Genomic DNA, 12,727 nt, shown 5'->3' on the forward strand with positions numbered 1-12,727 from the left:
ACTTTATATATATATTCCTCTGCTAGGTCTGGTGTGTTATTATTTTTTGAAATATGCCCTAAAACAAGGTGTTTTGTGCCGGAATTTATAAGTTTAACGGCTAAGTCGCTTGCTGTTTTGTTTGATAGATGACCCTTTTTGCCTAATATTCTTTGTTGCAAAAAAATAGGATAATCCCCAGTCTCTAGCATATGCACATCGTGATTTGATTCTATCAAGGCGACGAGCGCGCCGTATATTTTCTCTTCCATTTCATCTGTAATGTGCCCAATATCTGTAGCAACTAAACAGCTTTCGTCGCCAGATTTGAACTTGTAGCAAACAGGCATCGCAGCATCGTGTGGGATAGGGATTGGTTCGACTAGCAGATTATCAAATTGCAAGTCGTCGCCATAGGAAAATGTGTGGATGAGGTTTTTATCTACCTCGCCGAGCTTATGCGAAATTGCATCGTATGTTCCGTTTGAGAGGTATGTGTTTATCTTATATTTTCTAATTATCGCGCCGAGAGAGACTATGTGGTCTGTATGCTCGTGCGTGATAAAAATTTTGGATATATTTTCTATGTTTTTATCAATCGAAGCAAGTGCAGTGGCAATATCTTTCATAGGTTTGCCTGTGTCTACAAGGATCTCATGCCCGCCGATGTGGATATAAGTTGAGTTGCCGGAAGACCCGCTGAAAAGTGTGCAAAATTCCATACTTAAAATCCCCTCTTTGCGCTACTTAATATATCATAAAACAAAGCAAAAGTCAAGCATGATTTGCGCTTATCAAAGCTTGACTTATTCAAAACGCTATGATAAAATAATTTCAAAATTAACGTTATATAGCGGAGGTATCAATTTTGGATTACCTTAAGAAATATGAAGACTGGAAAATCAACGCGCCAGAACTTAAAAACGAACTTGCAGACATGAGCGATGACGAAGTTAAATTTGCGTTTGGGGCAGACCTTGTTTTTGGCACGGGCGGACTTCGCGGTATCATGCAGGCGGGGACAAACGCGATAAATAAATATACGATTAAAAAAGCAACGATGGGGCTGGCAGAATGCATATGCACATACGGCGATGAGGCGAAAGCGCGAGGCGTCGCTATTAGTTATGATACAAGGCTTAACTCTGATGTATTTGCAAAAGCCGCTGCCGAGGTTTTATCGTCATACGGCATTGTTGCATATTTATCAGACGCGCCAAGACCAACTCCGGTTTTGTCATACGCTGTTCGTGAGCTTGGAGCGATAGCAGGGATAATGGTGACGGCTAGCCATAACCCTAAAGAGTATAACGGTTATAAATGTTATTGGGAAGACGGCGGGCAACTGCCGCCTGATGTAAGCCAAAAAGTCATAGATATTATCGATGTGCAAAACGAATTTGCCGATTTAAACGCAGACAAAAAGTTTATAAAATCGTTCGGCAAAGAATTGGAAGAGAAATATAAGAAAACGATTTTAGCAGAGGCATTAGACATTTCGGGAGACATTAAAATTTGCTACACTCCGCTATACGGCTGCGGAATAAAATTTGTGCCGGATGTTTTGAAGCGCGCAGGATTTTCGAATGTCGTTTTGGTGGACGAGCAGATGAAACCAAACGGAGAATTTCCATTGGCACCATATCCAAACCCAGAGAGTGCCGCGGCATGGGCAGAGGCTATTCGAGTTGCAATCGATGCCGACGCTGATATAATTATTGCGACGGATCCCGATGCTGACAGAGTTGGTTGTATGGCAAAAAAAGATGGAGAATATATTCGTTTTTCGGGCAACCAAATCGGCACGATGTTGTTGGAGTTTTTAATCGCGAACGCAGACCTGCCAGATAAGCCGGCAGTGATCAGCACGGTTGTGTCATCTAGGCTGACAGAAAAAATCGCCAACGCAAATGGCTTGGCATATTTCGATGTATACACAGGGTTTAAATTCATTGCGGAGAGAATATTACAGTTTGAAAAAGACGAAAGCTACAACTTCTTCTTTGGTTTTGAAGAGAGTATAGGATATTTAAAAGGCGATTATTGCCGCGATAAAGACGCAGTTATAACTTCGATTCTCATATGCCAAATGGCAGAGAGCTTGAAAAAGCAAGGCAAAACGTTATTCGATTTTCTAGGCGAGGTCGAGGCTAAATACGGCAAGGCATATGAAGAGACGATTAGTATTGTGAAAGAGAGCTTCACGGCGAAAAGCGAAATTGCCGCGATCATGGATAAATACCATAGAGGCGAGCAGACTGAATTTGCTGGTCTTAAAATAAAAAAAGTTAGAGATTATTTTAAATTAATAGAAAAAGACATATTTGCAGGGACGAGGAGCGAGATAGACCTTGAACCGACGGATTTGATATATTGGGTGTTTGAATCTGGCGCATCGCTTGCGATACGTCCGTCTGGCACGGAGCCGAAGATAAAATATTATATATCAGCAACTAGCGAGCAGGAACTAGAACAAATCAAAAAGGGAATATCATGAGCAAAAGACAAAAGATAAAAAGAGTAGGCTGGCAGTTTATAAAATTCGGCATCGTCGGCGCATCGTCGACCGTGATTAACACAGGGCTATATATGCTTATGGTCGCTTGGCTTTGGCCGACTATCGCATACGGGCTATCATATGCTATTTCGACATACAACGGCTACTATTGGCAGACAAAATACGTCTTCCCAGGGGAGCATGGGTTCAAACAATTTGTTAAAGTTTTTCTAGCGTATCTGCCGGGTCTTGTTATCGGTGTCTTGCTGGTTAAATGGCTGACAAAGGGTTTCCATTATCCGTTTTTGGGTATTAACATCGACGGTTTAGGCGTGCCTAAAATATGGGCACAGGTTCCAACTCTTTTTGTTACAGTCCCTATTAATTTTCTGTTGCAAAAGATGTGGGCGTATAGGCGAAAGCCGATAAAAGACGAAGCTGGCGAGTTGGCATAGGGGGGCATATGGCAGACGAGATTAGAAAAATAAGAGTGCTTATCATAAACCATAACGGCGAAGAATTTTTGCCCGCTTGTTTAGAAAGCCTATCTCGTCAAACCTTGCAAGATTTTAGCGTAACTTTGGTCGATAACGATAGCGAGGATGATAGCGTTGTTGTCGCTAGAAAGAACTATGAGGGGATAGAAGTCATCGCCAATCGCAAAAATCTAGGTTTTGCTACAGGGGTTAACCAAGGCGCAGTTAAATGCTTGGAAGAATATTTCGCAGTTATAACATCGGACACGATTGTCTATCCAACATGGTTAGACGAACTAGTTAAGGCTATAGAAAAGGGAGATAATATTTTTTCAGTTAGCGCTTGCCAGTTGTTTTTGGCAAACAGAAACCGAGTTAAATCTGCGGGGCTTGGGTACACTCCGGGCGGGATAGCATATAACATATCATATAAAAAATTGTATAAAAAAGTGAAACTAAAAAAAGTGTTCGCAACCGCGCTTGTCGGCTCGCTATTTAACAAACGAGCGTTCGTATCGATCGACGGGCTAGACGATAATTATTTCACACTATATGAAGACATCGACGTTTGTTGGCGAGCAAGAAAAAAGGGGTATTCATGCGCCTCGCAACTAAACGCAACGTTTTATCGAATGGGCGAGTCGAGCCTTATAGATAAAGAAACAAGATATCGCTTGCAGATTAGAAACAGCGAATGGACGTATCATAAAAACCTGCCGATAAGGCATATGATAGTTTTTTCTTTAGCACACGGGCTTGCTCTTGCTAGGAAGAAGAGATTTATAAGACGCAAAAAATGCGTGAAGAGCTATTATCAAGGTTTGGCAGAAGGCAGAGAAACATTCTTCATAAACAGAACCAAGATAAAAAAATCATTTTTCAAGGATATAAAAATATTTTATATGATGATAGGGTTTGGTATTAAAAGAATATTTAGTATAAATAAGGAGGAGTTTTAAATGCACGAAGATTTTGATAAAACCATGAAAATCTCTAGCACAGAGCTAAATTCGCTAGAGATAAGAACCATTATTTCTAAGGTGTATAGCGCGCTTGAGAAGAAAGGGTATGCACCAATTTCACAAATCGTGGGCTACATAATGTCTGGCGACCCGTCATACATAACAAGCCAAGATAACGCACGCGCGCTTATAAGAAAACTAGAGCGCGACGACCTGTTAGAAGAGTTTGTTAAATTTTACGTAGAGAATTTAGAGACAAAATAATGAGCAAATCTGCCGCGAAAAAAGCCGTATTCACTATTGCGTTCATGTTTTTAATGCTCGCTTTTGCGAAAGTGTTAGGATTTTTGCGCAATATTTTTGTGCAGCGGGTTTATGGTGGCAACGTCGGCATAACTGAGACTTTTTATGCAGCGCTTAGAATACCGACGACGTTTTTCGACCTTGCCTTAGGCGCGGCTGTTTTCTCGGCGTTCATCCCGATTTTTAATGAGTATAAACAAAAAGACGGGCAAAAAAGAGCGTTTGAATTTGCTAATACATTTTATATCACGCTTGTTATCCTCTCTGCGATTTTGTGTGCGGTATTGCTTTGCGCATCGCCTTTAATTGCGCGGATGTACCCCGAGCTTTCGAGCGTATTCTTGATTAAACTACTGTTTATATCCCTGCCGACAATTATTTTCACGACGCTCGCTTTCATCTCGGTCGCCGTCTTGCAGAGTTTGGATGAATATATCGTTCCGGCGATTATTAGCGTGATATCCAACGCGGTTATTATATTATTTTTGATTATAATTCCGTTTTTTAATATCGCTCTAGATAAAAGTATTTTCATGCTGTGCGGTGTTTTCTTGCTCGGCTGGGCGTTGCAATTTTTTGTTCAAGCCCCGTTTTTATATAAAAAAGGGTTCAGGTTCACGTTCAAGGCTGATTTAAAGGACGAAGGGCTAAAAAAGAGCGCGAAGCTCGTCGTGCCGATACTAATCTCGAGTTGGGTGCAACCTATTATGATTTTTATTAACACAATTTTTGCTGCGAGCCTGTTCGGCGGTATAACATCAGTTGAAAATGCCAATGCTTTATATATCATGAGCGTGCTGGCGATAACTACGGCGATAACAAACTACATCTTCCCAAAGCTATCCCAAAACGTCGCTGATAATAAAGATAATTCTGGCATGATCAAAACATCGCTTCTGACCATTATATCGATCTTAACTCCCCTGATGATAATCACGATGATATTCGCGCCTTTCGTGGCGAAGTTATTATATTCTCGCACGCAGACGCCGCCGGAGGTCGTGGCAAACATCGGCGTTGCATTGCGTTTCTATTCGATTGGTATGCTATCGCTCGGCATAAACGAAGTTTTGAACAAGGTTTTCTATGCGAAGAAAAACGGAAAAACGCCTATGATCTCCTCGATTTTGGGCATTGCGTCGGGCATTATATTGTGTTTCATATTCAAGGCGACAGGAATGCTTTCGATTTCAACTATCGCTCTATCTGCCAGCATATCGACTAACATCATAATGATATATTTGCTGATTGCATACTTTGGGGAAAAGGAGAAAAGACTTGTATAACAACAGCTACACGCTACATCTTTTAAGAAGCTTTTGGGAATGGCTCAGCTCGGGTTTTGCAAACTCGCGTTTTGGCAAGTTTATTTCGAGCGAGAAATTAGAAAAATCTATAGAAAATTCTTTTATCGGCAGGGTTTTTAACCCTCCTGCGAAAAAGAGAAATATAAAAGTTATAAAAAATTCTGTGTTATTAAATCTAGTTTCGAATTATAAATTGTTTTTATACGCGCTGGTCTTTCTCGCCCCTCTCGTGCCGACTATGATCTGCTTTGCGCTCGCCTTTTTGCTTCTTGCATCTTACGTTCTGGATAGAATTATAAATGATAAAAAGATTATTTCTCTCGGTGCAACGGGGATATTGATTTTGTTATTCATAATTCTAACTTTTGTGCAATCTATCTTCGCGCTCGCCTTAAAAGATAGTCTTAAAATATTTGTTTTGACAGGTGTCTTTATGTCTGTTTATTTCGCTTTCACCAACGGAGAGTTCACAAAAAAAGAAATCGCTGGCCTATTTATCGCCTTTGCATTATCAGGCACGGTCGTTAGCTTATATGGAGTATACCAAAGGTTTTTTGCGCAAAATGTTAGCGACGAATGGACAGACGCGACCATGTTTGGAGCATTGGGAAAGAGAATATATTCGACTTTAGAGAATCCTAACGTCTTGGGCGAATATCTGCTTTTGGCAATCCCTATAACTTTTTCTCTAGTCTGGATTTTGAAAAATAAATATGCGAAGCTATTGTTTTTGGCATGCACGGGAATTCAAGCCATTTGCATATTATTTACCGGCTCGCGTGGTTGCTGGCTCGCGCTGCTCTTCGGCATGTTCATATATGCCCTGTTTGTCGACCGAAGGCTTTTATGGCTCGGCATTATCGGGCTTGCCCTCGCGCCATTTTTGCTCCCGCAATCGATAATAAATCGGTTTATGTCTATCGGTGATATAAAAGATTCTTCGACATCATATAGAGTCGCAATTTGGCTAAGCACAATTGCCATGCTAAAAGATTTTTGGCATACGGGGCTTGGATACGGCATTGCAAACTTTGGGCGCATGATACCTTTTTATATGTATAGCAAAATCAAAATGATCGAGCATTCGCACAATTTATATCTGCAGATTTTGTGCGAAATCGGCATAGTAGGGCTTATTGCTTTCTTGTCAATACTTGTCGCGTTTTTTGCAAAGAGCATATCGGCATATAATAAGAGCGAAAAAGCTTTCAAGGTCTTGATCGTCGCCGTCGTATCTGGCTGTCTGGCATTTTTATTGCAAGGAATGTTTGATTATTCTTTTTATAACTATAGAGTTTTGTTGCTGTTTTGGGTTACGATAAGTCTTGGCATTGTCGCTGTTAGAGGTGAGGCAAAATGAAAGTATTGCATATAGTGTCCGACACTAACATCGGCGGCGCGGGGATATATATCAAAACGTATTTGCAAGCAAAGTCCGCTAATATAGACGCAAAAGTCGTTATGCCGAGGGACAGTTTGCTAAAACCTGAAATTGAGAAAATAGGGGTTGAAGCTATTGAGGCGGACGGCATATCAGACAAATCCTTTTCGTTTTCTGGGGTTTCTGAATTAAAAAAAATAATCAAATTTGAAGAACCTGACGTTGTGCATACTCATGGTTGCCTATCTGCTAGAATTGCAGCGCGGCTTGCAAAAACGCCGAAAATTGTTTTCACAAAACACACAGCCGTCATGCCGTCGAAGTTTTGGGACAGCGCGCTCGGCAAGATTATAAATAGGATGTTAAACGACTGGCTCGAGAACGACATTATCGCAGTATCGTATGCATCGGTTAAGGATTTGACAAGGACTGGCGTGCCTCGGCGGTTGATAGAAATGCAGTATAACGGATATGAGCCGGCAAGAAATTTTTCTACAGACGAAAAAAGAGAATTCTTGAAGAAACATAATATAGAAGGAAACAAACCGATAATTTCGATTATAGCGCGCCTCGTCAGCCTAAAGGGGCATAAATATTTTATAGATGTCGCCAAAATGTTTCCGCCGTCCGTACAGTTCGTTATCGCAGGGGTCGGGCCGATTGAGCAGGAACTTAAAGAATATGCCGAAGGCGCATCAAATATCAAATTCATCGGTTTTTTAAACGACACAGGCATTTTTCATAGCGTATCGGCAATACAAACCAACTTTTCAAGCACGGAGACATCAAACCTCGCTTTAATCGAGGGGATGAGCTATGGCGTGCCGGCTGTCGTATCTGACGCTGGGGGCAACCCTGAACTTGTCCAAGACGGGGAGAACGGGTTTATATGCCATAGGGAGAACATCCATGCGTTTTATAACAACATAAAGGAATTATTGCAAAACAGCGAGCTTTATGATAAAATATCCGCGAACGCAAAAGAGGTTTTTGAAAAGAGATTCACAGCTAAAGAATTTGCCAAAAATATAGAGAGAGTATACAACGAGGGGGTTTTAAAATGAAAAAATTAAATTGGTTCGATTGGATATTAGTAACGATTTTTGCTATTGTGATTTTAGGTGGCGCGTATTATTTTCTTAAGCCAAAAGCGGCGGAGAAGAAAGCGGAGACGGTGCCTATCGAGATTACTGCACAGTTAGAAAACATTCAATTTGCCCAGCAGAAGACCTTTTTAGAAGGATTCACAGGCGCGGTTACTATCGGCGAGACGAAGCAGGCGCGAGGGAACGTTATCGACATCGAAACAGGCAAGATAGACGACACAAATTTCAGCTATGTCGTGGCAGGGCAGAAAGTTGGTCTTGTTGAAGATAATTGGCTCGCTCAAATAACTATTACGGCAGATGCCGTAAAGACCGACAGAGGATATTTTATAAATGGAGAGCCGGTTGTGCCGGGCAAAAAATACGATTTGATCGGCAAGGGGCTAAATATCAAGCCGACAATCCTGTTTATCAAGGAGGGCAAATAAGATGAGCAAACTAAAACATAAATTCACATGGTTTGACGCTATCATTGCTGTCGCTGTTTTGGCAGTTGTAGCCGGAATATTTTTAAGATTTAGCGGGCGCGCAAAAACTGTGTTTAAGCACACTCCGTTCGAAATTACGCTAGCGATCGCTGAGGCACCGATATACATCGGCAATGAGGCGCAAGATGCAGTCGACAAATGGCTAACATTAAACGAAAAATCATGTACAGATAATTTGGGCAAGATAGTTTCGATAGATGTGCAAGAAGAGCCGATTCGTTATTTAGAGGAGCAAAACGGAAAAACAGTATTTAAGAAAAACCCTGATTTATGCCGCATAATAGTTAAAGCGAGATGCGAAGACGGATACGTCGACGACAAAGGATTTTGGACATCATCGCTATTCAACCTAGGCGTTGGGCAAAAAATTGATGTTAAAGGACCAGGGTTTGGCGCGGAATACGCAATTATTATCGATATTAAATGAAAAAGATTTTCGTAAATAAAAATCAAGTTTTAGGTGAACATATCGCGCTCGACAAATTTCAAATCAATCATTTGAATGCGCTGAGGCTCGATAATGTAATCGCTTGTGACGAAGAATTTGATTACGATTGCGTATTTTCGGGCGATAAGCTTTTGGTAAATGAGAAAAACCCTGCCACAGGCGAGCTTGGATATGATTTATCATTATATATATGCTTTCCAAAAGGAGATAAAATCAATAAAATCGTCGAACAAGCGTCGCTTATTGGCGCAACAAAAATAGTGCCTGTTATATCCGAATACGTGCAGGTCAGTAAATCTATAGCCTGCAAAAAGATAGACAAACTTAAAAAAATCGCGATCGAAGCAGCCGGCGTTGCTGGCAGGGGCAAGATACCCGAGATATGCGAGCCAATAGATTTTAGAGAAATTTTTGAAAAAGAAGAGAGAATAATATTAGCCTATGAAAAAGAAAAAGAAAATAAAATTACGAGTGAATTGGTGGCGGGTGGCAGCGTTGGGGTTGTCGTTGGCGCTGAGGGTGGCATCTCGGCAGAAGAAGCTGAATATGCAAAAGAAAAAGGCGCAAGAATAATCACTCTTGGCAAGTTGGTTTTAAAGGTTGAGCTTGCCGCGGCAGCAACCCTAGCAGTAGTTATACACGAAAAGGAGAAATAAAGATGAACAACAAGCATAAAGACAAATTCAAAAAACGTGGCGAGAAAAAACAACTAAAAGTCCATATTGCGGACGTTTTTATATACCAATTTATCATTGCAATCGGACTTTGCATCATCACTTTTATCGACATGCACCTCTTCTCCAATTTCCAAACCGTGATGCATCGCGTCCATATCTGGACATTTGTTGGCACCGCTTTTTTAGCAGGGCTATTTTATTTCTTGGAAGTGCGATACGAAGTCCCTAAAGGATATATTTGGGCAAAACGCTGGTTTTTCATGTTCGCCCTCGGCTCGGGTCTGTTATGTTTGCATCTGCTACTAGGTTATATAAAATTCAATTGGTTTTTGGGAATCCGTGAATTCATGGGGTTCGGCTCGGAATATAAAGCAATATTTTGGATGTACGCATATATCGGCATCGGCGTTTTGGTTTGCTTCGTATTATACTTAATCAAAGATTGGAAATTAAGAGATTATGACGAAGACTAAAAAGATTAAAGACGGGGTAAATCTCTATTTTTTGGAGTCAAATGAATTTAAAACAAACAGGATTGTTATTAATTTTCACGCAGCTTTGGAAAAAGAGGCGGCGAGCTACGGCGCGCTTTTATCCGCGCTCTTGGTTCGCGCGAACAAAAAAATTCCAACAACACTGGAGCTAGAACACACTCTATCCGAGCTTTATGGCGCGCGAATTTTCTCGGGATACACAAAGCACGGTGATGGCGTTTGTTATTCGTTCGGAATTGATATATTAAAAGATAAATACGCTGGCGAGCCGGTTGAAGAAAAAGGCTTAGAGATTTTGGCGGACTGCGTGCTACATCAAGACGACTTCAACGAGGAATATTTTTTCCAAGAGAAGCAAAACCAAATAAACTCAATCCATGCAAAAGCGAACGATAAAAAAGAACTCGCGCTGACAAAACTAATCGAACTTATGGCCCCAGATGAGCCATATTCTGTTTGCGAAGATGGGGATATAGATGTTATTTCCGGCATCGAACTAGAAGATTTGATAGACTTTTATGATTATAAATTTTTAAAGCTCCCTTGCGACATTATTTGCTCGGGCGAGTTTGACATCGATAAGACGACGAAAAAAATTTCCGAGATTTTCGATAATTATATAGTAGAAACAGCATCGCCGCGTTCTAGTTATCACGAATTTGTCTGCGAGAAAAATCTTGTCGAGAAAGAAGAATTAAGCCAAAGCAAGCTTGCTCTTGGTTTTGTATTAGGCGAAGGAACACACGAAGAAAAGACGATATTTAACGCGATTTTCGGCGCAACGCCATATTCGAAATTATTTGTTAACGTACGCGAAAAAATGAGCCTTTGCTATTATGTTAGCTCAAAAATAAGCTTGTTCAAAAACGTCATGGTCGTCGAAAGTGGTATAAACTCAAGCGATTTTGAAAAGGCGAAAAAAGAAATTTTGGTGCAATTAGAGGCCGTTAGCAACGGCAGTTTTGACGAAAAAGACATAGATGATGCGAAAAGAGCGGTGTTGCAAAGTTTGAAATCAGGCAAGGCTGGGCAGGCGTCTCGCGAGCAAATGTTCATCAAAGATTTAATTTTAGGCAGGGAATTGGACGAGCAGGCGCTAGCGAACGTGGGCCGAGACGCTATAGCGAATGTTGCAAAAGGCGCGAGGCTAGAGGCGACATATTTAATGGAGAATAAATAGATGGATACGAAAAATTTTGAGAAAATCGGCGAAAAGTTAATAACATTCACGCATGAATTCGGCTTGCCAGTTTTTTATGTGCCGAAAGCCACGGGGCGCACATACGCGTGTTTAACGACCAAATATGGCTCGACCGACAATCATTTTATAGCCGGCGACGAGATCCGCGTTCCTGATGGAATCGCGCATTTTTTAGAGCACAAAATGTTTGAACAGCCAGACGGTAGCGACGCTTTCACGGCCTTTGCTGCGACGGGCGCAAACGCGAACGCGTATACGACATGGACAAACACGGCATATCTCTTCTCCTGCGCAGAATATTTTGAAGAGAATTTAGACATCCTAACTGACTTTGTCTATAGCCCTCATTTCACGAAAGAAAACGTTGCTAAAGAGCAGGGTATAATCGCTCAAGAAATCAAAATGTATGAGGATAGCCCTGCATGGCGCGTGTTTTTCAACCTGCTGGACGCGATGTATAAAAACAACCCAATCAAGATAGATATTGCAGGGACTGTCGAGAGCATAAACAAAATAACACCAGAGATTTTATATGATTGCTACAACACTTTTTATAACCCTGCAAATATGTATTTATGCCTTTCGGGCGATATTGATTTCGAAAAAACGATAGAGATTTTGGACAAAAACCTACCGAAAAAAGCACCGCAAAATATAGAGAGGATATACCCTGTCGAGCCTGAGGGAATACACAAAAGCTATGTCGCCGAGAAGAAACCAGTCTCAGTGCCGATGTTTTTGCTAGGATTTAAATGCGATAGTTCGAGCGCAAGGGAAGACATTATTCTCGACATGGCGACGCAAATTTTGTTCGGCTCGTCGTCTAAATTTTATCAAGAGCTATACAACAGCGGGCTAATAAACGAGACGTTTGAAGCGGAGTTTTCCAATGAAAAGATAGCGAGCTTCGTGTCTATGGGTGGTGTCGCGAAGAGCCCTAAAGCCGTCCACGAAGAAATTTTGAAATATATAAACAAGAAAGAATTTGATTTCTCTAGCTTTGATATTACTAAAAAAATGCTCATCGGCGAACATTTTAGAACATTCAACGACCCTATTCAAATCGGTAGAGCGCTTTCGAATAATTTAGCACTAGGATACGACGTTTTCGAATATTTAAACGATTTAGAATCGATAACAAAAGACGAAGTGGCATCTTGCGCGGAAAAGATTTTTGCAGAGAATAATTCAGTGCTTTCGGTGATTCAAGGTGAATAATATGCAGATATCGTTTCCAAATTTAAAACTGTTTTTTAATATTAGCCCCATCGCGTTTTCCATCGGCCCGGTAGACATACATTGGTATGGAATAATAATGTCGCTCGCATTTTTATCATCACTAGTTTTTTTGATATATAACGCAAAGAAAAAAGGCTTGGATCTGGACTTCGTCGCAAACGCTTTTATG

15 protein-coding genes are annotated in these 12,727 nt (G+C 41.0%); 14 read left to right on the forward strand and 1 reads right to left on the reverse strand.

Annotated elements, in window-relative coordinates; genetic code table 11:
* On the reverse strand, positions 1-701 hold a 701-nt coding region (locus ACYVTD_RS06240; RefSeq protein ID WP_461246926.1), incomplete at its 3' end, for an MBL fold metallo-hydrolase.
* Between the two features lie 146 nt (positions 702-847).
* On the opposite strand from ACYVTD_RS06240, the gene ACYVTD_RS06245 reads away from it, so the two are divergent.
* The 14 genes from ACYVTD_RS06245 to ACYVTD_RS06310 form a co-directional block, all read left to right on the forward strand.
* Complete coding sequence (locus tag ACYVTD_RS06245) at positions 848-2,476, forward strand: phospho-sugar mutase (RefSeq protein ID WP_461246927.1); 1,629 nt, start codon at positions 848-850, stop codon at positions 2,474-2,476.
* Complete coding sequence (locus ACYVTD_RS06250) at positions 2,473-2,931, forward strand: GtrA family protein (RefSeq protein ID WP_461246928.1); 459 nt, start codon at positions 2,473-2,475, stop codon at positions 2,929-2,931. The genes ACYVTD_RS06245 and ACYVTD_RS06250 overlap by 4 nt, the downstream gene beginning before the upstream one ends.
* A gap of 8 nt (positions 2,932-2,939) precedes the next feature.
* On the forward strand, positions 2,940-3,911 hold the full coding sequence (locus ACYVTD_RS06255; protein WP_461246929.1) for a glycosyltransferase family 2 protein: 972 nt from the start codon (positions 2,940-2,942) through the stop codon (positions 3,909-3,911).
* Positions 3,912-4,178, forward strand: a complete 267-nt coding sequence (locus tag ACYVTD_RS06260; RefSeq protein ID WP_461246930.1) for an IreB family regulatory phosphoprotein — start codon at positions 3,912-3,914, stop codon at positions 4,176-4,178.
* Positions 4,178-5,503: a lipid II flippase MurJ gene (locus ACYVTD_RS06265; RefSeq protein WP_461246931.1), complete on the forward strand. Its 1,326-nt coding sequence runs from the start codon at positions 4,178-4,180 to the stop codon at positions 5,501-5,503. The genes ACYVTD_RS06260 and ACYVTD_RS06265 overlap by 1 nt, the downstream gene beginning before the upstream one ends.
* On the forward strand, positions 5,496-6,884 hold the full coding sequence (locus ACYVTD_RS06270; RefSeq protein ID WP_461246932.1) for an O-antigen ligase family protein: 1,389 nt from the start codon (positions 5,496-5,498) through the stop codon (positions 6,882-6,884). The genes ACYVTD_RS06265 and ACYVTD_RS06270 overlap by 8 nt, the downstream gene beginning before the upstream one ends.
* Positions 6,881-7,969 carry a glycosyltransferase family 4 protein gene (locus ACYVTD_RS06275; protein WP_461246933.1) on the forward strand — a complete coding sequence of 363 codons (1,089 nt, stop codon included), beginning with the start codon at positions 6,881-6,883 and terminating at the stop codon, positions 7,967-7,969. Before ACYVTD_RS06270 ends, ACYVTD_RS06275 begins: the two co-directional genes overlap by 4 nt.
* Positions 7,966-8,439, forward strand: coding sequence for a DUF4330 family protein (locus tag ACYVTD_RS06280; RefSeq protein WP_461246934.1), 474 nt, complete (start codon positions 7,966-7,968; stop codon positions 8,437-8,439). Before ACYVTD_RS06275 ends, ACYVTD_RS06280 begins: the two co-directional genes overlap by 4 nt.
* A 1-nt stretch (position 8,440) precedes the next feature.
* Entirely contained in the window at positions 8,441-8,926 is a 486-nt protein-coding gene (locus tag ACYVTD_RS06285; RefSeq protein WP_461246935.1) for a DUF4330 family protein, read from the forward strand.
* Positions 8,923-9,603, forward strand: coding sequence for an RsmE family RNA methyltransferase (locus ACYVTD_RS06290; RefSeq protein ID WP_461246936.1), 681 nt, complete (start codon positions 8,923-8,925; stop codon positions 9,601-9,603). The genes ACYVTD_RS06285 and ACYVTD_RS06290 overlap by 4 nt, the downstream gene beginning before the upstream one ends.
* Positions 9,604-9,605: 2 nt before the next feature.
* Positions 9,606-10,097 carry a hypothetical protein gene (locus ACYVTD_RS06295; protein ID WP_461246937.1) on the forward strand — a complete coding sequence of 164 codons (492 nt, stop codon included), beginning with the start codon at positions 9,606-9,608 and terminating at the stop codon, positions 10,095-10,097.
* Positions 10,084-11,298: a M16 family metallopeptidase gene (locus ACYVTD_RS06300; protein ID WP_461246938.1), complete on the forward strand. Its 1,215-nt coding sequence runs from the start codon at positions 10,084-10,086 to the stop codon at positions 11,296-11,298. The genes ACYVTD_RS06295 and ACYVTD_RS06300 overlap by 14 nt, the downstream gene beginning before the upstream one ends.
* On the forward strand, positions 11,299-12,537 hold the full coding sequence (gene yfmH, locus ACYVTD_RS06305) for an EF-P 5-aminopentanol modification-associated protein YfmH (RefSeq protein WP_461246939.1): 1,239 nt from the start codon (positions 11,299-11,301) through the stop codon (positions 12,535-12,537).
* 1 nt (position 12,538) lies between these two features.
* Positions 12,539-12,727, forward strand: a 189-nt coding sequence (locus ACYVTD_RS06310) for a prolipoprotein diacylglyceryl transferase family protein (RefSeq protein WP_461246940.1), incomplete at its 3' end; no start/stop codon positions are given.

The organism is Treponema sp. R6D11, assembly GCF_054786075.1.